The organism is Leucothrix pacifica, from assembly GCF_003172875.1.
Taxonomy (GTDB): Bacteria; Pseudomonadota; Gammaproteobacteria; order Thiotrichales; family Thiotrichaceae; genus Leucothrix; species Leucothrix pacifica.
In genome coordinates this window covers 1-21355 of record NZ_QGKM01000051.1, presented here as the reverse complement: position 1 = coordinate 21355, position 21355 = coordinate 1, and the positions used below count along the sequence as shown (strand labels likewise).

18 protein-coding genes and 3 pseudogenes are annotated in these 21355 nt (G+C 47.2%); 14 read left to right on the top strand and 7 right to left on the bottom strand.

Features of this window, described 5'->3' with window-relative positions:
* Positions 1-37: 37 nt before the first annotated feature.
* The 5 genes from DKW60_RS15845 to DKW60_RS15825 are packed head-to-tail and all read right to left on the bottom strand — an operon-like array spanning position 38 to position 3858.
* Complete coding sequence (locus DKW60_RS15845; RefSeq protein ID WP_109838640.1) at positions 38-958, bottom strand: histone deacetylase family protein; 921 nt, start codon at positions 956-958, stop codon at positions 38-40.
* Positions 959-989: 31 nt separating this feature from the next.
* Positions 990-1586, bottom strand: coding sequence for a lipase family protein (locus tag DKW60_RS15840; protein ID WP_109838639.1), 597 nt, complete (start codon positions 1584-1586; stop codon positions 990-992).
* Positions 1587-1611: 25 nt separating this feature from the next.
* Positions 1612-2649, bottom strand: coding sequence for a CAF17-like 4Fe-4S cluster assembly/insertion protein YgfZ (gene ygfZ / locus DKW60_RS15835; protein WP_109838638.1), 1038 nt, complete (start codon positions 2647-2649; stop codon positions 1612-1614).
* 6 nt (positions 2650-2655) lie between these two features.
* A complete protein-coding gene (locus DKW60_RS15830) occupies positions 2656-3540 on the bottom strand; it encodes a peptidylprolyl isomerase (RefSeq protein ID WP_109838637.1) in 885 nt (294 codons plus the stop codon).
* 18 nt (positions 3541-3558) lie between these two features.
* Complete coding sequence (locus tag DKW60_RS15825; protein ID WP_109838636.1) at positions 3559-3858, bottom strand: YciI family protein; 300 nt, start codon at positions 3856-3858, stop codon at positions 3559-3561.
* Positions 3859-4051: 193 nt separating this feature from the next.
* Here DKW60_RS15825 and DKW60_RS15820 point away from each other — a divergent pair, with 193 nt between their 5' ends.
* The 9 genes from DKW60_RS15820 to DKW60_RS23740 all read left to right on the top strand — a co-directional run bounded on the left by DKW60_RS15820 (position 4052) and on the right by DKW60_RS23740 (position 14195).
* A complete protein-coding gene (locus tag DKW60_RS15820) occupies positions 4052-4678 on the top strand; it encodes an L-threonylcarbamoyladenylate synthase (protein ID WP_109838635.1) in 627 nt (208 codons plus the stop codon).
* 56 nt (positions 4679-4734) lie between these two features.
* Complete coding sequence (locus DKW60_RS15815; protein WP_109838634.1) at positions 4735-5949, top strand: tryptophan--tRNA ligase; 1215 nt, start codon at positions 4735-4737, stop codon at positions 5947-5949.
* A gap of 13 nt (positions 5950-5962) precedes the next feature.
* A complete protein-coding gene (locus DKW60_RS15810) occupies positions 5963-6820 on the top strand; it encodes a segregation and condensation protein A (RefSeq protein ID WP_109838633.1) in 858 nt (285 codons plus the stop codon).
* Positions 6807-7445: an SMC-Scp complex subunit ScpB gene (gene scpB, locus DKW60_RS15805; RefSeq protein ID WP_109838632.1), complete on the top strand. Its 639-nt coding sequence runs from the start codon at positions 6807-6809 to the stop codon at positions 7443-7445. The genes DKW60_RS15810 and scpB overlap by 14 nt, the downstream gene beginning before the upstream one ends.
* A gap of 184 nt (positions 7446-7629) precedes the next feature.
* The gene (locus DKW60_RS15800) at positions 7630-8043 is read left to right on the top strand and encodes a hypothetical protein (RefSeq protein ID WP_109838631.1); all 414 of its coding nucleotides are present in this window, start codon (positions 7630-7632) and stop codon (positions 8041-8043) included.
* Between the two features lie 232 nt (positions 8044-8275).
* Entirely contained in the window at positions 8276-9382 is a 1107-nt protein-coding gene (locus tag DKW60_RS15795) for a GGDEF domain-containing protein (RefSeq protein WP_109838630.1), read from the top strand.
* Between the two features lie 156 nt (positions 9383-9538).
* Positions 9539-10843, top strand: a complete 1305-nt coding sequence (locus DKW60_RS15790; protein ID WP_109838629.1) for a hydroxyacid-oxoacid transhydrogenase — start codon at positions 9539-9541, stop codon at positions 10841-10843.
* 44 nt (positions 10844-10887) lie between these two features.
* Entirely contained in the window at positions 10888-12867 is a 1980-nt protein-coding gene (locus DKW60_RS15785; RefSeq protein WP_109838628.1) for an acetoacetate--CoA ligase, read from the top strand.
* Positions 12867-14195, top strand: a complete 1329-nt coding sequence (locus tag DKW60_RS23740) for a methyltransferase (RefSeq protein WP_181389737.1) — start codon at positions 12867-12869, stop codon at positions 14193-14195. The genes DKW60_RS15785 and DKW60_RS23740 overlap by 1 nt, the downstream gene beginning before the upstream one ends.
* A gap of 87 nt (positions 14196-14282) precedes the next feature.
* Here the strand turns inward: DKW60_RS23740 and DKW60_RS15770 are convergent.
* Together DKW60_RS15770 and DKW60_RS15765 are read right to left on the bottom strand one after the other, a co-directional pair.
* Positions 14283-14942, bottom strand: a pseudogene (locus tag DKW60_RS15770) (MarC family protein).
* Positions 14943-14952: 10 nt separating this feature from the next.
* Positions 14953-16275: an aspartate aminotransferase family protein gene (locus tag DKW60_RS15765; protein WP_109838625.1), complete on the bottom strand. Its 1323-nt coding sequence runs from the start codon at positions 16273-16275 to the stop codon at positions 14953-14955.
* 242 nt (positions 16276-16517) lie between these two features.
* Here DKW60_RS15765 and DKW60_RS15760 point away from each other — a divergent pair, with 242 nt between their 5' ends.
* From DKW60_RS15760 to DKW60_RS15740, 5 genes and pseudogenes are all read left to right on the top strand, one after another.
* Positions 16518-17675: a YbfB/YjiJ family MFS transporter gene (locus tag DKW60_RS15760; RefSeq protein ID WP_109838624.1), complete on the top strand. Its 1158-nt coding sequence runs from the start codon at positions 16518-16520 to the stop codon at positions 17673-17675.
* 15 nt (positions 17676-17690) lie between these two features.
* The gene (locus tag DKW60_RS15755) at positions 17691-19199 is read left to right on the top strand and encodes a class I SAM-dependent methyltransferase (protein ID WP_109838623.1); all 1509 of its coding nucleotides are present in this window, start codon (positions 17691-17693) and stop codon (positions 19197-19199) included.
* A gap of 144 nt (positions 19200-19343) precedes the next feature.
* Positions 19344-20006 carry a DUF2799 domain-containing protein gene (locus DKW60_RS15750; RefSeq protein ID WP_109838622.1) on the top strand — a complete coding sequence of 221 codons (663 nt, stop codon included), beginning with the start codon at positions 19344-19346 and terminating at the stop codon, positions 20004-20006.
* 46 nt (positions 20007-20052) lie between these two features.
* A pseudogene (locus DKW60_RS15745) lies at positions 20053-20473 on the top strand (transposase); the annotation flags it as partial.
* 210 nt (positions 20474-20683) lie between these two features.
* Positions 20684-21355: pseudogene (locus tag DKW60_RS15740) on the top strand (IS5 family transposase); the annotation flags it as partial.

The window sequence follows — 21355 nt, the reverse complement described above, 5'->3', positions numbered from 1 at the left end:
ATCCTGACAGGTCAATTGTTGCTAACTCAACAGACGTTTACTGACTCCCGTGGTGTTCATAAGCCATCATGACGGTTTGTAAGTGGATATCTACAATATCCTCAACATCATTGGCATAGCCGCCAGCCATGCTTACACTCGCGGGAATGTTACGAGCCTTACAAAACTCAAATACCCGCTCATCACGTTGCTTCAGACCTTGTTTAGTCAACGATAACTTGCCCAAACGGTCATTTTCATAAGGGTCAGCCCCCGCCACATAAATAACAAAATCCGGGTCAAAGCGTTCGCCGACCTGCGACAAAGCATTGTCTAGGGCCTCCAGATAATCAGCATCATTGCAGTCATTGTCCAGCGGCACATCGAGATCACTTTGCTCTTTGCGAGTCGGGAAGTTCTTAGCGCCATGTACGGACAAGGTAAAAATGCTCTGATCATGCTGTAGAATATTTGCGGTTCCGTTTCCTTGGTGAACATCTAAATCGATGATTAGGGGATGTTTGGCCAGGCCTTGTTGTTGCAAATAACGAGCAGTAATTGCGCTGTCATTAAACACACAAAACCCCTGAGCTTCTGCGTAACATGCATGATGGGTTCCACCAGCAAGATTTACCGATATGCCGTCACTGATGGCTGTGACGGCAGCTTGCATGGTCGCACCGGATGAGCGTCGGGAACGCTCTATTAATGCTTCTGTCCACGGAAAGCCAATTGCGCGGACTTCTTTGTCATTGAGCATGCCTTGCGTCGCTTTTCTGACATACTCCTCATCATGTGCCAGCATTAGTTCAGCATCGCTTGCCGCAGGTGGTAATACTAATTCAATTGCTTTTTTACTGCTCGCTGAGCTTTGGTTAAAGGCTTCGATCCTTTCTCTGAGTCTGCGATATTTGATCATGGGAAAGCGATGCTTCTCCGGTAAGGGCAGATTAAAGGTATCGCAGTAGTATGCTTTCATGAGGAGTTGGGTTCGTTGATTGCCAGGATGTTCAGGCCACGGCGAAAGTGCCGGTTTTCAAAAAACGGGTCACTAGCGCGGCAGCTTTTTGTGAGAATATCATCCCGGTGTGTGTGGTGTTGATGACGATGTGTTCTTTTAGCAGGGAATGCTCGGTTTCACTGAGTAAGACCGTACCGTCGCTTTTTTCAGGCATACCACCAAACAACACACCGAAACCCATGGAGTCATTGCTGCCAGCGATCATGCCTATCTCGCGGTCAGTGCTTTCTGGTAATTGGTAGCTGCCATCAAGACCAGACGGCATGCTTTTTACAAGTAGCTGATTGACTACTGGCCATCCACTGACTTTGTGGGCGGTATAACTTCCATTCAGTGGGGTTCCTAGCATCACCACGCGCCCTTTTGGAAAATCCGCACAATGTTCCAGTAGGTGCATCGTCATGATGCCCCCCATGCTGTGGGCGACGATATGTAGCTGATCGAGATTAAGCTTGTGAATTTTCTCGCAGAGTGTTCGGGTGTTATCCGCGACATTGCGACGGACAGAGGGGTAGAAAAAGTTGTGAACCGTGAAGCCGGACAACGCTAGCTGACGTTGCAGATAAAACATCTCCACGGAGTTCATTAATACCCCGTGGAGCAGTAATACGTTAGGCTTCGTCATCAACAGGATAGGGTAGCTCAAGTAAACGTGCAGTAGGACCGTCAGCAGACTCCAGGAACATATCTGCCTGCGTCGCTGCTATTTTCATAATAGCCAGACACTCCACCACGTCATCCGGGTTGATCACCGCATTCAGAATTTGACCCACTTCAGTGCCTTCAGCATTCACAATGCTGGCGTTGGTTTCTGGTACTTGGTCAGTTTGAATTTCCATCAGATACATGCGGCGCTTGGTTTTACCAAGGTAGTTTAAGCGTGCTACAACTTCCTGGCCGGGGTAGCAGCCTTTCTTGAAGTCGACGCCGTCGATGTGCGTCATATTGAGCATTTGTGGAATCCACGCCTCGCTACTCGCCAGTGTCACGACCGGACGTCCCGCACGGATATTCATAAAGTCCCATGCCTGACTGCTGACCGGTGCGGCGCGAACGTTGCACTTAGACCAGAGGTCAGACGCTTCTGCCAAGTCACCAAACACTTCAAAGCGTGGTGTATTCCCGGGCAGACGCAGAATGGTGAGATTGCCAATATTCAGCGTTTCTCTTTCTGCGGTAGGTACTTTGTCCAGAATTAAGCCCAGATCCCGTTCAGCATGTTCACCGGCATAACCAAAGTGCACCAGCGTGTCGGTTGCATCCGTGATGCTGACTTTCGACATCATGATGTAACGGCTGAGCTTAGTGATTACCGTTTCCACTAAATCTTTTGACAGAATCAGATAGATTTTGCCATCACGCTTAAAGGCACGAAAGTTAACAATCACGCGCCCTTTAGGGTTACACCACGCCGTCAGTTGATGAGTCGTCGCATCAATCTTAGTGATGTCATTCGTGAGTTGGTTTTGCAGGAAGGTGACCGCGTCATCACCGGTGACTTCCAACAAGCCACGGTCGGACAAGTTCGACAGCACTGCACCCTGAGGTGCAATACGTCGTTCACGGTTGGCGTTACCAAAAGAGACCAGTTCAGCGTCGTTAAACTCGGCTCCGTGGTCGATTAGAAAAGCTTTCCATGCTGATTTCATAGGCTTTTATTCCGCTTTTTCTGGTGCGGCTGTGGCTTCAGCTTTTTCTGCTGGAGCTTTTTCATCCGCAAGCATAATTTTGATGTCGGCAGACTCTTTCATCTTTTCCATGAAGTCCATCATCATTTGCTGAGCCATCATACGCTTAAGCTGTGGCTTCATAGTATCTAATGCTGGGAGTTTAGCCGGACGAGTATCTTCCAGTTTGATGACATGCCAACCGAATTGAGTCTTGACAGGTGCTTTAGACACGCCACCTTTTTCCATTTCCTTAACCGCATCTGCAAATGGCTTCACCATTGTGCTGGACTTAAACCAACCCAAATCACCACCATTTGACGCAGAAGGGCCTGTTGATTTTGCTTTTGCAACGTCTTCAAACTTACCGCCATCGGCAACTTCTTTGATGACTGCATTCGCTTCTTCTTCAGTTTTTAGCAGGATGTGGCGAGCTTTAAACTCATCATCCGCGTCTTTTTTAACACGCTCATCATACGTTTTCTGAAGGTCTTCATCGGTGACTTCAAAACCTTCAACTTTTTCTTTAGTCCAGGTTGTCAGTAGTACGTTACGCGTAAAGTCTTCGATACGCTGCTTAACGTCTTCGCGTGACAGGATGTCTGTCTTAGCTGCTTCCTGAAGGGCTAACTCAGTTGCTACTAAATCGTCTAGTGCTGCACGTGGGTCACTCTTTTTAGGATCAGCGGAGCGCTGAACCACACTAAGGTACTTGTTCAATGAATCTTGTGTAATTTCTTTGCCATTGACTACTGCAACCACTGATTCTGTTGCCTTTGGTGCCGCTTCGGCGTGTGAGTCAGCCAAAACAGCCTGTGAAAGGCCTAGGCTTAAACTGATTCCCGCAACAAGTAACGTTTTTCTGATTATCATGCTTTATGTCGTCCTAATTTAAGGTAATACTTTTTTAAAAGGTTTTACGGTCACACTGTCATATACGCCTGCTGCCATATATGGATCAGCATTTGCCCATTCTTGTGCGTCTTGCAGTGAATCAAACTCCGCAACGACCAGGCTTCCTGTGAAGCCTGCTGTTCCCGGGTCGTCACTATCAATCGCCGGATGTGGCCCTGCCAGTACTAAGCGTCCGGCATCCTTTAACGCATTCAAACGGTCCAGGTGCGCGGGGCGTGCTGACATTCTTTTTTCTAAACTGTCATCAACGTCCTGTGAAATAACCGCATAAAGCATAGATGATCTCCAATATTTTATAGATGGGGGCTGAATATTTCGGAAAAATTGCCAGTGATTGTATTTAATTTCTACTAATTACAGTGCCGGTCGGCTGTTGAATGCCGTTTTTTACTCATATCGCCTATATCAGTCGTACTATCCTAAAAATTCATAGTGTAGAATAACCGATTTTTCCGCCCTTGGCAGTGCAATGAGCGAGTATTTTCATATACACCCTGACAATCCACAGCGTCGTTTAATTATGAAGGCTGTAGAAATTATACACAGAGGTGGAGTGGTAGTATATCCAACCGATTCTAGTTACGCTATTGGATGCCAGCTAGACAACAAAAATGCTGCTGAACGTATCCGTCGAATACGTAAATTAGACAAGCATCATAACTTTACGTTGGTGTGTCGTGATCTGTCGGAAATAGCGCAGTATTCCAAAGTCGATAATATGAATTATCGTTTACTAAAGTCACAAACTCCCGGTCCATACACCTTCATATTGCCCGCCACCAGCGAAGTCCCGCGTCGCCTGCAAAATCCTAAACGTAAAACCATCGGGCTGCGTATTCCGGAAAATCAGATTACTCAGGCGCTATTGCAGGAGTTAAACGGGCCGATTATGTCGAGCACTTTAATTTTGCCTGATGAAGAATTCCCAATGACCGATCCCCATCAAATACGCTTACAGCTTGAGAATCAGGTGGATCTGATTATTGATGGTGGCTACAGCGGTCACTTACCAACCACTGTGATTGACCTGACGGATGACCAACCGCAGGTGCTGCGGGAAGGTGTAGGTGAGATTGATTGGCTGGTACGGCACTAATCTCTGCTTTATAATCGTACGAAATCATCTGAATAATCAACCATGAGAACAAATTCTTGAGTACCAACCTTTCGCAAAATGAACGTGTCGTTTCTGGCATGCGTCCTACTGGCCGTTTACATCTTGGACATTACCACGGTGTGATTAAAAACTGGGTGGACATGCAGCTTAACTATGAATGTTTCTTCTTTGTGGCAGATTGGCACGCATTGACCACGCACTATGAAGACCCCAGCCAAACACCTGATCATGTAGAGGATATGGTGATTGACTGGTTGGCTGCCGGTATTAGTCCAAGTTCAGCGACTATCTTTCTGCAATCTGCGGTACCGGAGCATGCAGAGTTGCATCTGCTGCTATCGATGATGACCCCGCTGGGTTGGTTGGAGCGTGTGCCGACTTACAAAGATCAGCAGGCTAAATTGCGTGAGAAGGACTTGGCGACTTATGGCTTCTTAGGGTATCCGCTGCTACAGGCTGCAGACATTCTTATGTATAAGGCAGACTTCGTGCCGGTGGGTGAGGATCAGGTTTCTCATATTGAACTGACTCGTGAAGTGGCGCGTCGCTTCAACTACATCTATGGACGTGAGCCTGACTTTGAACAGCGCGCAGAAGAAGCGATTGCTAAGATGGGTAAGAAGAACGCCAAGGCTTATCGCAATTACCGTAAAGCGTATCAGGAGCAGGGTGATGCCGAGGCGTTAGATGTGGCACAGGCACTGCTTGAGTCACAGCAGAATATTTCGGTTGGCGATAAGGAACGCCTGTTTGGTTATTTAGAAGGTATCAGTAAGATTATCTTGCCAGAGCCTCAGGCACGTTTGACGCCTGCGTCTAAAATGCCGGGTCTGGACGGGCAGAAGATGTCTAAGTCCTATGGCAATACCATTGCGCTGCGTGAAGAGCCTGCTGAAGTAGAGCAGAAACTCCGTACCATGCCAACGGATCCGGCACGTGTTCGTTTGACCGATCCGGGTGATCCAGCGAAGTGTCCAGTATGGCAGCTGCATGAAGTGTATTCTGATGAATCAACCAAAGACTGGGTGGTTCAGGGCTGTAAATCCGCAGGCATTGGTTGTCTGGATTGCAAGCAACCAGTGATTGAAGCGGTGATTAATGAGTTGAAGCCGATGCGTGACCGTGCACAAGAGTTTGAGCAGGATCGTCAGTTAGTGCGCGAGATTATTGCCAACGGCAGTGAAGCGGCTCGTGATGTGGCGCGTGAAACTCTGGACGACGTGGTAGAAGCCATGCGTTTTGCTCGCTAAGACTCACTAGTCAATGACCACAACGGTAGATCAGGCAGCGGCAGTTCCGGTTCAGCAGGAACTGCCGCTTGCGATTGTGCAGGGTGAAAAAGTCACCGCTTTTCCGGAGGATTTATACATCCCGCCGGATGCGTTGGAAGTCATTCTGGAAAGCTTTGAGGGGCCGCTTGATCTGCTGCTATACCTGATACGCCGGCAAAACCTCGATATTCTTGATATTCCAATTGCTGAAATTACCTCGCAGTACATGGCATATGTCGATGTGATGCGCCTGAGTAATCTGGATCTCGCCGCTGAATATCTGGTGATGGCAGCTTTGTTAGCTGAGATCAAATCCCGATTACTATTGCCTCAGCGTGAATCGGCTGAGGACGAAGAAGATCCTCGTTCCGAGTTAGTCCGACGTTTGCAAGAATACGAACGCTTCAAAAAAGCGGCGGAAGATGTGGCTGACTTGCCTCGCTGTGAACGCGACCTCGTACCTATCACAATCACCCCTGTCACGGTTAAAAAAGAAATACCACAGCCCGATATTGAGTTGCATGATTTATTAAGAGTATTGGGGGATGTGCTCAAGCGGGTTGATCAGAAAACACATCACCGGATCAAGCGTGAAACTATTTCAGTACGTGGCCGAATGACGCAAGTTTTATCATCCATGGGCTCGCTCAAAGTAGGGCATTATATGCCGTTTGAGGAGTTGTTATCGCAGGCTCAGGGACGTTTGGGTGTGGTGGTCACCTTTTTAGCTGTTCTGGAATTATTAAAATCCCGCGTGATTGATTTAATGCAGGAAGAACCCTTTGCGCCGATATACGTAAAGCCGGTCACGGCCGCAGAAGAAGGTGAGGAAGACGATGAAGCAGAATGAGATTGTGCGCATTCTTGAAGCGATATTGATGAGTGCAGAAAAGCCAATGACGCTAAACAGCTTGATGAAGTTTTTCTCGCTGGAAGAGTTGGTGACTAAAAACGCCGTTCGTGACGCTTTGGCTGAGATGGCAGGGCGTTGTGATGGCCGTGGTTTTGAATTACGTCAGGTTGCCAGTGGTTACCGCTATCAGACACGTCCGGAGTATCGCGACTGGGTGTCGAAACATTGGGATGAAAAGCCGCCGCGTTACTCACGTGCTTTAATGGAAATCTTGGCACTGATTATTTACCGTCAGCCCACAACACGTGCTGAGATCGAAGAAATTCGTGGTGTGGCCGTTAGTTCTAATATTATAAAAACACTGGAAGAGCGAGAATGGATACGTGTGGTGGGTCATAAAGAAGTGCCGGGACGTCCGGCGATGTTTGGAACCACTCCGCAGTTACTAGACTACTTTAATCTAAGCAGTTTGGATGAATTACCGGCTTTATCTGAGCTTAAAAACCTCGATGAAATCTATCCTGAACTTGCTGCTAAAGCTGACAAGCCAGAAAATGATGAGTCTGATGCAAGTACGGGGAGTGATGATAGCAGCCGGATTGATGCCTCAGATAATGTATAAATAAAACTACACCCAACCATAAAAAACTAAAACCCCGCTCCTTAAAACTTTGTGTTTAGATGGTAGTCTAAACTCTTAATTGATTTAAAAATAATCAATTAGGCTACTAATTAGCCATTAAATGGATCTTAATGGCTATATCTATACCTGTCCCCCCGCAGGTTCAAGTGATAAGGATGACACGATGAAAAAACAACTACTCATCTCGCTATTTCTATTATCTGGCGTTGGCACTGCTGTTGCGAATTCCAGCCACTTTTTACTCGCCTCAGCCGAAGTAGCTGCTGGCAGAAACCTACGTAATAACGGTACTCAATTCTGTGAAGTAACAATCTCTAGTGGGCGTTCCAGTGCCACAGAGGTCACCGCAATTATTGTATTACCGAAAGGCGCTCGTCTGCTAAATACCCGGATTAAGCGCCCTCACGGAGCAGTTAGTCATTGCTCGCGATCCCAGCTTGCAGGAAGCAAAAGTACAGTGAAATGTAAGCTATCACGACTTCCGGGTAGTCAAGATATCACGCTGGTTGCCCGCTATCATCAGCCGATACCAAACCGTAGTTCATGTTCTGGCTACATTGACAAAAATGCTCGATAAAACCCCGTGGTGCAGCCAATGTATGCTGTTGGCTGTGATCACTTTACCTTAGTAAATATATTGCATGTGATCTCATAATTTGTTGTGTAGATGGCGTCACTTACTGGGTTAGTAGTGTTATGATTGGCTTATTTTAGTAGTGTTATGATTGGCTTATTTTACTAGTTATTGGTTTGTATTTTTCTGTGTGAATGATGAACTAATAAATATAGTGACCCCACTTATCAGCCAAATGTTTAATATCATAGATTTACCCGGTTCAAACCCGCCAAACGTTGAGCAAAAAAATTATCGTAAATACGTGGTGATATTAATAACTTGTATCACAGGTATCTTCGGACATCTGGCTTTTGCCAGTCTATTCTGGGTTTTTCAGGTCGATATACTGAGTTATCTCAATATGCTCAGTGTTGCTATCTGGTTATGGGCTGCCTTCATGAATTACCGTGGCTATCACTCACTGGCAATTTATGTGATTTGTGGTGTGATCCTGGTCATGATTACTACCACCGTGGCATTGTTAGGTTTGGGGTTCGGGTTTCAAATGTACCTGTGGCCGGTCGCCTGTCTTGCGGTTATCAATCCCGGACTTCGTAAGTTGTATGGCTTCATTTTTGGTCTAAGCTTTATCATTTATGTTGCACTAATACATTATCTGTTTGCCGATGTGCCAGATCATAGCCAACTGTCTGAATATGCTGAGACTATATATATATTAAACATCGTAGTTGCCGGACTTCCGTTAATTATAGGAATCACCAGCATCCGGGGTATTTACGAGTCGCAAGAAAAGATGTTAACCGACTTGGCGACGATTGATGACTTAACCGGTTTATTTAATCGCAGATACGCTAATCGTTACCTCAAAAAACATTGCCATGCGACTAATCCTCATTCCAATAACTTCTGCGTCGTCATCGGTGATGTGGATCATTTTAAAAAGATTAATGATGAGTTTGGTCATCATGGCGGGGACACGGTGCTGAGTGTTATTTCAACACGTCTAAAGCATGCGTTTAGGCAGACTGATGTGGTTAGTCGCTGGGGCGGCGAAGAGTTCCTGATTGTTTTGTGTGAGACTGATACTGAAAAGGCATACATGATTGTTGACAGAATACGCAAAGAAATATCCAAAAGTATTACCGTGGATAAGACAACCGAGCTGGAGGTGACCATGAGCTTTGGTATTGCCTCTACTGCTGAGTGTGAAGATGTCATGCAGATGATTAAACTGGCAGATGATAATTTATATCACGCAAAAAATAATGGTCGTAATTGCGTGGTAGTGAAGCCTGAGGTGAATGGGATTAATGGTTTTACAGGTTTAGCGCGTACCTGAATCTTGTCACGGTTGTTTATACGCTGTTAGTCGGCCAGATCTTTATCATTGTAAAGCTGTTTACAAAACCACAGTCATTCTCTTTTCTGAAAGCCATCATTCTACGTTAATATCTATCTATGAATGGCTGGTAGTTTAAGTAACGAGGAGAAAATCATGGCATGTCAATATTTTGCACCGTGTGAGCATGGCGCGGGTAGTTTCACCATCGCGATTCCTAAAGTCACTTTTGGTCGCGGCACACTCTCTGAAGTGGGGCAGCGCGTTACTGCTTTAGGCATGAAGAACGTCGCACTGTTCACCGATCCCCAACTGGCTAGCGGGCCCTATGTGGCCACTGTCTCTGACTCCATAAAGGCTGCTGGATTGAGTTGTCAGATTTTCTCTGAGATTCGTGTAGAGCCGGATGAGACCAGTGTTGATAGTGGTGCTGCCTTTTTAAGAGAAGGCAATTTTGACGGTATGATTTCTGTGGGTGGTGGTTCAGTGATGGATACAGCCAAAGCGGCCATGGTATGCGCTCTATATCCTTCACCGGTACGCCATTATTTTGCCAAGCCAATTGGTGAAGGCATTGCCGTTCCAGGACCATTATTACCGCATATTGCTTGCCCAACCACGTCAGGAACAGGCTCAGAATGTACCTCAGTATCAGTGATTCGTATTAATGACCTGAATACTAAATTTGTGTTTGCGAGCCCGTATATGATGCCAGATCAGGCGGTAATTGATCCTGCCTGCTGTGATTCCTTACCGGCAAATGTAGTGGCTTCAACCGGCTTCGATTTATTAAGCCATGCCATTGAATGCTATACCGCCAAAGCTTATACGCAGTGGGCTGAAGTGAAAAACCCTAATGCACGACCACTGATCCAAGGGGCTAATCCGTGGAGTGATTTGGCTGCAACAAAAGCGTTGCAGATTGCGGGTGAATATTTGGTGCGGGGCGTGGCGGATGCGGATGATCACGAAGCTCGTGACCAGCTCATGTGGGGTGCGAGTTTAGCAGGTATGGCATTTGGTAACTCAGGTACGCATCTGCCGCATGCCTTGTCTTACGCGGTCACACACCTGATGAATGACATTACCACCGATGGATACGCGGTGAAATCACCCTTTGTGCCGCATGGCATCAGTGTGATTGTGACTGCGCCCGCTACCTTCCGCTATACCGCTGAGGCAGCACCGGAGCGCCATTTAGAAGCAGCGCAGTATTTAGGCGCAGATCTAAACGGTGCGGGTCTTGATGATTCCGGTGAACTGGTTGCTAATAGAATTATTCAGTTAATGCGCGAAACCAATATGCCCAATGGTTTAAGTGGTGTGGGCTTTGGAGAGTCTGATGTAGCACGTTTAACGGATTCCTCGATTCGCCAAACCCGTGCGATCGCTAACGCACCGCGTGACAGTAATCGTGTTGACCTTGAAAATATTTATCGTGATGCGGTGAGTTACTGGTAAAACCGCTATACAATTATGTCTATCGATTCAGTCAGGCGTTTATCATGAATAGCGAAACCAACCCCATTCTTTGGTCCCCTAGCGATGACAAGGTGACCGGCAGTAATATGTATGACTTTACCCAGTGGGTGAGTCAGCAATATTCTCAGGAATTTGCCGATTATGAGGCGCTCCACCAATGGTCAGTGGCTAATCCTGAGGATTTTTGGACAGCGATTTGGGATTACTGTGGTGTTATCGCCAGCGAGCGAGGTGAGATTGCCTTAGAGAGCGCCACGCCGATGATCGAGGCACGTTTCTTCCCTCAGGCACGTTTGAATTTTGCTGAAAACTTACTGCGTGGCGCGAATGATACGCCAGACAGTGATGCACTGGTATTTCGTGGTGAAGACAAGGTCTCACGTCGCTTGAGCTTTGCTGAGCTGCGCGACCAAGCCTCTAGTATCGAACAGTGTCTACTGGCTGCTGGTGTCGATGAGGGCGACCGTGTTGCCGCGATGATTCCTAATATGCCGGAAGCCGTGATTGGTATGTTATCCACGAGTTCACTGGGTGCGGTGTGGGCGTCTTGTTCGCCGGAGTTTGGTCTGGAGGGTTTATTGGATCGCTTTGGCCAAATTGAACCGACTGTGCTGATTATCTGTGATGGCTATTTTTACAATGGCAAAGTGATTGATGTGCGTGAAAAAGCATTGGCGCTGGCCACCGCCATTCCTTCATTAAAACAAGTGATTTGCGTGAGCTACGCTGGTTTGGATTTAGGGACAGAGACGGTGGGTGATGTACCCGTTGTTAGCTGGGACACAGCATTGCAAGATTATGCTCCACAGGCAATGCGCTTCAGGCAAATGCCGTTTGATCATCCTTTGTATATCCTGTTTTCCAGTGGCACAACCGGCAAGCCAAAGTGCATAGTGCACGGCGCAGGCGGGACATTATTGCAGCACCTTAAAGAGCATGCCTTGCATAGCGACATTAGAGCGGGCGACCGCGTGTTTTACTTTACGACGTGTACGTGGATGATGTGGAACTGGCTGGTGTCGGCTTTGGCAGTCAAAGCAACTGTATTGCTCTACGACGGATCGCCATTCTACCCCTCAAAAACCACGGTTCTTGATTATCTTCAGGATGAAAAAGCCACCTTCTTTGGGACGTCTGCCAAGTATATTGATGAGCTTAAGAAAGCCGAGTTAAAACCAGCGGATACACATGACCTTAGTACCGTGCGTACCATTGCTTCAACCGGTTCACCATTGATGCCGGACAGCTATGAGTATGTGTACAGTCATATCAAATCAGATGTGTGTTTAGCGTCTATTGCAGGTGGTACTGACATTATTTCCTGTTTTGTATTGGGTAATCCAACGCTGCCGGTATATCGCGGTGAAATTCAGTGCAAAGGCTTGGGGATGGCGATGCAAGCGTGGGATGACGATGGCAATCCCGCTGCAGACAATAAAGGGGAATTGGTTTGCTCCGTCGCATTTCCATCCATGCCGGTTTGCTTCTGGAATGATGAAGATAATGCGCGTTATACCGCAGCGTATTTTGAGAAATTCCCCGGATACTGGGCGCACGGTGATTTAGCAGAGTTTACTGCAAATGGCGGTGTGATTATTCACGGGCGCTCAGACGCGACACTGAACCCCGGTGGTGTGCGTATTGGTACTGCTGAAATATATCGTCAGGTGGAAATTTTCCCAGAAGTTAAAGAGGCGATGGCGATTGGTCAGCAGTTTGATGGCGATGTGCGGGTGATTTTGTTTGTGGTGATGAAAGCCGGAATGACGCTGGATGAAGACTTTGTGAAAACGCTCAAACAAGCGATTCGTAAAGGGGCCAGTCCTCGCCATGTCCCCGCCAAGATTTTGCAGGTGGCAGAATTGCCGCGCACGGCCAGCGGCAAAATCGTTGAGCTAGCCGTGCGTGATGTTGTGCATGGTCGTGAAGTGAAAAACAAAACAGCTTTGGCAAACCCTGAAGCACTGGAATTATTTAAAGACCTGCCGGAGCTGCAAGACTAGTGGAATTCTTTTTATCACCATTTGGTGAGCTCAAATTAGCGCGTTGGCCACTTCGCAAACATGAAACATTACGTGCCTGGGACGCTGCAGATGAGTTGTTGTTGGTGCATGTGGCTGAAAAAAAGTTGCTAAGTAATGACAGTACTTCGGGTGTTGGAGCTAATGCTGCAGGTATGCCCAGAGTGTTATTGGTGAATGATGCTTTTGGCGCGTTGACTTGTGCGTTACGTGCTTATCAGCCGTTGAATTGGTCGGATTCTTGTATTAGTCACTTGGCAGCACGGGAGAATTGTGCCGAGAATGGTGCTGGTGCTGGTGCTGGTGCTGGTGCTGGTGCTGGTGCTGGTGCTGGTGCTGGTGCTGGTGCTGGTGCTGGTGCTGGTGCTGGTGCTGGTGCTGGTGCTGGTGCTGGTGCTGGTGCTGAGACTAGTCCAGACGCTGCAGTTAGCATTGGCACCACGAGTAGCGATTCTCAGTCGTTCACACCCTTACGCTCCGTTGAGAGTCCGCAAGGTTTATTTGATGTCGTGTTGATCAAAGTCCCAAAGACCACAGCACTGTTGGAAGATCAGTTGATCCGCTTGCGTCCACATCTGCATAAAGACAGTGTGATTATCGCTGCAGGAATGATTAAGCATCTGCAAAAGTCAGCATTTCAATGTATTGAAAAGATCATTGGACCGCTGACAACTTCCTTGGCTAAGAAGAAAGCCCGATTAATTTTTGCAAGCTTGGATGAAGCATTGGAACAGCCTGTGAGTCCTTATCCGACACGTTACGATGAGACCGAGATTGGATTGACACTTAGCAATCATGCCAATGTGTTTTCCCGAGAGCATTTGGATTTGGGCGCGCGATTCTTTCTGACACACTTCTCTGAAATACCAGGGGTGCAGCGGGTGGTTGATCTTGCCTGTGGTAATGGCGTGTTAGGCATTAAATATCAGCAGCAAGCACCTGATGCTCAGGTTGAGTTTATCGATGAATCGTATATGGCGGTGGCATCAACGCAGGACAATTACCGTTCAGTGTTTCCGGACAATGATTCGGCGAGTTTTAGTGCGGTGGATGGTTTAAGTCAGACAGACAGTGGCTCAGTGGATTTGATTTTGTGTAATCCACCATTTCACCAGCAACATGTAATTGGTGAGCAAATGGCGCTGGAAATGTTTCGGGATAGCAAGCGGTGTTTGGCGCAGGGTGGTGAGCTTTGGGTGGTGGCGAATCGTCATCTGCCATATCCGGCTAAGCTGAAGCAAATGTTTGGTAATTGTCGTACGGTGGGGACCAATAAGAAATTTGCAGTGCTGCGGATGGTGAAGCGATAGTTGATGGCGCAGTAATCGGGCCGTATCAGGCGTTAATCCATTCTGCTCCGAACCACCGCCTTTGTCGGAAGACGCGGCGCAGGATGGTTAAACACCCTGATGAATGGGTATTGTTAGGCGCTCTACTGAGCTCAAGGTAACCTTATAGTACTCACTCAGCCCTGCCAGAATATTGGTGGTCGCTACCGAACTCAGAATTAATCCCATCACCCGACTGATTACGCTGGCTCCGCTGCTACCAATAAATTTATTAATAAAGCCAGCCAGCAACATCAGCAAATAGACCAAAAACAGCACTGATAGCATCACCAGTGCTGTTTGCATTTGCTCCCAAATACTATAAACCGCGTTTTTGGTTAACAGGACGGCCGCCAGCATGGCACCGGGGCTGGCAATTGAGGGTACAGCCAGTGGAAAAACCGCTGTTTCCTGATGTGATTTTCCTAATAGTTTTATCTCCTCCTCTGGTTTACTGTCACCAAAGATCATATTGAGAGCGAACAGGAATAACACGATCCCGCCAGAAATCTGAAATGCAGGGAGTGGAATAGATAGCGCATTGACTAGTAATTCACCAGCTACTACGAAAAACAGCAATATACAAGCCGAGACAATGGTTTAGAGTAGTGCAACCCGACGCCGTGTTTTCGGATCGTATTTATCCGTGACCGCAATAAATACAGGCACTGTGCCAACCGGATCTATTACCGCAAAAAACGTGATAAAGACCGCTATAAAATCTATCATTCATTATTCCTTAATTGATCGATTGCCTGATCGCCAGAGATAGCTTTTCTACCAATTCATCAATCTGTGTATTGCTGATTATAAATGGCGGAGCCAATAAAATATGGTCACCATTTTGCCCGTCAATGGTACCGCCCATAGGATAACAAATTAAACCTGCTTCAAAGGCTGCTGCTTTGATTTTCTTGTTAAGTTGCTGTGACTTTGCAAAAGGCGTTTTACTGTCCCGGTCTTCAACCAGTTCGATGCCACGGAACAAGCCACGGCCGCGAATATCGCCAATATGCGGATGCTCATCAAATGCTTCATGTAGTTTCTGAGTCAGTAAGTCACCTTGTTGATTAACCGCACTTAATAAATCACGTTCAGTAATCGCTGTTAACACGGCACTGGCGGCCGTGGCTGCCATTGGGTGGCCCATATAGGTATGACCATGCTGGAAAAAGCCTGAGCCTTCAGAAATCGCGTTATAAATCGCGCCGGAACACAGCATGGCACCGATTGGCTGGTAGCCTGCACCGAGTCCTTTGGCAATAGTGAGGATGTCGGGAGACACACCGTCTTGTTCACAGGCGAACAAACTACCGGTTCGTCCCATGCCGCACATGACTTCATCCAGAATCAGTAATACGCCATAGTTATCACAGATTTCACGGATACGTTTGAAATATCCCTCAACAGCTGGCACTGCACCGGATGTCGCCCCCACCACAGGCTCTGCAATAAACGCCATGACGGATTCTGGTCCTACGCGCAATAATTCGGTTTCCAGCTCATTTGCGACGCGCTGACCAAACTCATAGGTGGTTTCGCCATCTTGTTTTCCACGATACTCATAGCAGGGGGCAATGTGCGAGGTTTCAACCATTAAGGGAGCGAATTGTGCTCGTCGCCACTCATTGCCACCCGCTGCCAGCGCGCCCAGTGTATTGCCGTGATAGCTTTGTTGGCGCGCGATTACCCGATGACGTTGCGGTTGATCGATTTCCAGAAAATACTGCCTGGCCAGTTTGATTGAAGCCTCAACAGCTTCGGAGCCACCGGACACTAAATATACCCGCTCAATTCCCTCTGGTGCTAGTTTGATTAGCGTCTCTGCTAAAGCCTCAGCTGGTTCTGAGCTTAGGAAACCGGTATGTGCGAAGGCGATTTTATCCAGTTGTTGCTTGAGTGCTTCGGTGACTTGCGGGTCACTATGGCCAAGACAAGATACTGCGGCTCCTCCTGAGCCATCCAGATAACGCTTCCCTTGTTTGTCGACGATATAACAGCCGTCTCCGTAGTCTGCGATTGGTAAATTGCTGTGGCAATAACGTGGAAATAGAAAAGACATAGCTAAACCCTCTCTGTAGGGTAATGGTTTATGAAAAACGCAGTATAGAAATGTTCCTTATAAACCTAACTATAGTGCTTACCAGCTAAATTTATTAGGTCTCTAGTTTAGATTGGCTTGACCAATACAAATACTGAAAAACCAACTATTTACAATTCAGTGATTGAACTGATTAAACATGGCGCAGATACTGGGTTTCCATGAATTTGTATCGATAATTTTTACGGCGAATAAGGACATCCATGACTGCAAGTACAGAGCGCCTACGGGTACTAACTGCCGGTATTCTTAGCTTGATATTACTGCTCGGCATCGCGCGGTTTGCCTACACACCGCTATTACCGATTATGCAGAATCAGGCGGGACTTGGTGTTGTAGCAGCTGGTTGGTTAGCGACGATCAACTATGTTGGTTATCTGTGTGGTGCGATTATCGCCTCACAAATCGGCAATATGGTATTGAAAGATAAACTGTACCGTCTCGGCTTGATAGTCGCCGTATTGACTACGGTAGGTATGGGCATGACAACCAATGTGTGGTTGTGGTCGTTGTTACGTTTTTTTGCCGGTTTAAGTAGTGCCGCAGGTTTACTACTGGCCTCTGCACTGATTATGAATTGGTTGATCCGCCATGATTTTCGCAGTGAGCTTGGGATTCATTTCTCGGGACTTGGCTTGGGTATTGCGGTGTGTGCGATTGTGGTGGAAATTCTTAATCACTATTTCAGTTGGGATCAGCAATGGTACATTTTAAGTGCCCTCGGCGTGCTAATACTGATTCCGGCCTGGGCATGGTTGCCACCGCCTGACACCAGTAGCGTCACCAAAGGTGGTGGTGCCATGACCGACAATCCACCGAGTCCGATGTTTTTACGCATTTTTATGCTGGCTTACTTTTGTGCAGGAATTGGTTACGTGGTGAGTGCCACCTTCATTGTGGCGATCGTGGATGCTTTGCCAGGCTTAGCAGGTAAGGGTGCATGGGTGTTTATGGTGCTCGGTTTAGCCGCTGCACCCGCCTGTATGATCTGGGATTTGGTGGCGCGTCGCACAGGCGATATTAATGCCTTAATCCTCGCGGCCATATTACAGATTGTTGGCATCATGCTGCCGATATTGAGCCATAGTTTGCTGGCTGCGCTAATTGGCGCGGTATTGTTTGGTGGAACCTTCATTGGACTAGTGAGTTTGGTATTGAGTATGGCGGGTCGTTATTACCCGACCCGCCCGGCAAAAATGATGGGCAAGATGACCATTTCATATGGTCTTGCACAAATTATTGCGCCGTTGGTGGTGGGCTGGATTGCAAAGGGCAGTGGTGGTTATGAGGAAGGTTTATATTTGGCGGCGGGCGCTATGGTAGTGGCAGTCGGTTTATTGCTATGGTTACGCAGGATTTAGCCAATGTAGAGAACCATGCAAGCATTTGATCAGCACCCCGCATTTTACGAAAAAGATAACCGTCGGCACCGGCGCTTTAACCCTACGAGTAAAGCGTTTCTGGAGACGAAATATGCTGTGTTACTACCCGCTGAGCAGCTTTCAAATAAGCGTATTCTCGACCTTGGTTCAGGGAATGGAGCGGCCGGTCAATGGGTGCTGTTCCATGGGGCGGCCAAGTATACCGGTGTTGAAGTCCAGCAGAATTATGTCGATCAGTCACGCGAGTTATTAGCGCACTGGGATAAATCTGCAGATATTATCCAACAGGATATCAGTAGTTTTTTAGCACAAGCCGGTCATGCAACTTATGATTTGGTGCTGCTGGCGGGCGTGCTGTATCACTTTATCGATACCAAAAATATTATCGACCAAGCCTGCAAAGTTGCTGCCGAGCAAGTGGTGGTGGAAACCAATTATCCGCGCGGTATTAGAACGGGTAAATTGCCGTTTGATGCGGCAGTGACTGAATATGTCACGGATCAGGAAGTGAATTTAGACAGTGGCAATCAGTCAATGCTGGGAGTGTCAGCGACCACCTCCATCTCGGCACTGGATATCTTATTTCGTCTCAATGGTTTTGCCAAACAGGAGAATAAACTCAATTTTCCTATCACGCCTGATACCGTGATTTATGATGAAAGCATTCTCGGCAGCAGTGACTTGGCAATCCGTTTTGCCGTGCGTTATTACCGGGATGAGCATCAACAAACACTAACCACACTAGAAAGTAATCTACCAGAAAAGCGCGGTAAAAAGCGTTCATGGCAAGATGACCCCGTCTCGCAAACACGCACACGGGCCTATCAGAAGCAGGCTAAGTTATTGAGTAGTCAGGCCGAAGCTGGCCAGTGGAAATTTGATGCACAGGTTGCGGAGGTATTTGATGGGATCGCCCGACGCGAGATTCCCGATTATTTACGGGTCATCGATTTGTGTGTGGCGATGATCAAAAAGGGCGGTAAAGCCCAACCAAAAATCATCGATGTTGGCAGCGCAACAGGGGAGACCTTGCGACAATTACATCTGGCGGGCTATCGCAACCTCTTTGGAGTGGATTCATCGGCCGATATGTTGGCGCATTCTTTTGATCAGGCGACGCTGATTCACTCGGAATCATTCCCTGTAGAGCATGGTCCGTTTGATTATGTTCTGAATAACTGGACACTGCATTTTATTCGTCAGCCCATTGCTTATCTGGAATCAATCCGGAATGCCATGGCTCCTAGTGCGACGCTTATCCTGTCGGACAAAGTCACTAGCAGTGAGGCCGTTCACGACCTATATCATGACTATAAGCGCCAACATGGAGTGACTGAGGATGAGATTGAAAAGAAGCGTCAGCAGATTGAAGGGGTGTTGGTGACTTATCCTTTTAGCTGGTATCTGAATGCATTAACGTCCCTGGGTTTTCAGGATATTGAGATTATTAATGCGAATGTTTCGTTTGTGACCTTTATGGCTAAAAAGGCAAGCAATGACTAAGCGTTTACAGGCTCTCAAAGCGCATAACTGAGGCGGATAAGGCGACCAACGTGACAAAATAGATAGAATTAATGAGCCAATTCACGGTCTGAATAGTACTAACAATCATTGCTGCATGACGCAGCGCATGAGAACTAAAGGACTATGAACACATTATCTCAGCTTACTACACCCAACTTAAAAACTTTACTGTTATTACCCCTGTTGTTATTGATAGCCGCTACCTTGAGCAGCTGCGCGACACTCAAAAAGAGTGATTGTTTAGAGGGCGATTGGGCAACCATTGGTTATAAAGATGGCTCCGCAGGACGCCGCAGTGCGATTCAACTCGAAGGCCATAAACGTGCCTGTGCCAAATATAAAGTCTCACCTGATAAGCCTGTTTACGATGCGGGCTATAAGAAAGGTTTAACGCAGTTTTGTACCAAACAATCCGGCTATGCCTATGGTGTTAAGGGTAAGGAATACTTTGGTGTTTGCCCTGTGGCGATGCAGAAAGGTTTTGTGAGTGGCTATCTGACCGGGCTGGATGTTGCGATGCACCGGTTGAGTGCTGAGATTCGTGATTTGCGACATGAGGAGTTACGTCTCGAATTTAGTCGCGGGCGTATCAGACATCATCACCTTGATAAGCATAATGGTAAGCGCAATGACAAAGATAAGCGTAAAGATCACCGCAAACATCGTGACCGTTTAGAAAACCGTATTGATAGCATTGAATGTGCCATCTCTTCGCGCCGCTCTAAACTCTGGACAATGAAGCGCTGGCACGATGCTTGGGCAAGTAAGCTGAATAAGAGGTTGTAAATTGAACTGTGTATCTGCTCAATCCTAACCTGTTAGAGTAGATCACATGAATAAGAAACAACTTAGAGCCTTAGCTAAATAGGCCGCCCAAGGCCTCAATTCCGAAGAAGATATTGCAGCACTCACCAAATTGCTGCGCCAATCTTTCTATGAAAAAGCGCTTGATGCAGAGCTTGATGACCACCTTGGTTATCATCGTCACGAAGCAAAACAAGGGACCAATAGCCGCAACGACTATACTAAAAAGACGGTAAAAACGGATGACGGTCAATTAGAAATTAACACACCCCGTGACCGTCAGAGTGAGTTTGAATCGCAGATTATTAAGAAGCGTGAAACACGTACGCCTGCTTTAGATAGTAAAATCCTTAGCCTGTATGCAAAAGGAATGACAACACGTAGCATCGTTGAAACCCTGAGCGAGTTTTACGGGGGTAGACGTCTCTCCGACGTTGACCTCCAATTTGTATAAAGAGCTGGGTTTTGCAGATACACAAAGTATTCATTCTTGGTTGTATGCGGGCAAGCCAAGTGACACTAAAAATGGAAAAGCGAGTTAGTCGACCCTGAATAATATTTAACGCATTGATATTGTTTGATAAAATAATCACTCAGTGTAGGCAATCTCTCACTATTTGCTGCGCTCAGCCGAATAAGTTGCAGAATGAGTGTGTTTTATGAAGCCTAAACCCACTGTCAATGATCCTCAGGATGATCTATTCAAAAACCCGGCTCAGTGATTTGGTCAATCTGAATCATGCGCTGTGTCGCTTAGCTCATCAAATAGATTGGGCACTGTTGGAAAGGCATATTGTTCCCTACTTTAGTGACTTGGGTGCCGCCGCGTTACCAGTTCGATTGGTGGCGGGCCTGCTGTATCTGGAACATGCGTTTAAGGTCTCCGATGAGCGTGTGGTTGAACAATGGTTAGAGTCACCTTACTGGCAGTATTTCTGCGGCGAAACGTTTTTCCAGCATGAGTTCCCTTGTAACCCCAGTTCCCTAACCCGTTGGCGACAACGCCTGGGCGAAGAAGGCTGTGAGTGGTTATTGACAGCCACCATTGATGCGGGGCTCAAAAGCAAACTGGTTAAACCCTCCAGTCTGAAGCGGGTAGTGATCGACACCACACGTTCAGGAGAAAAACATCCGCTTCCCAACCGATAACCAGCTACAAAATCAGTCACGCAAGCAGTTAGTGACATTGGCCCATGAACTCGGCATATTCTTACGTCAAACTTATGAGAAACAAGCCCGCTTTTTGTTGCCAAAGATTGGGCGTTACGCGCATGCCAGACAGTTTAAACGGATGCAAAAGGCACTGAAGAAGAATGATATGAACGCATCCC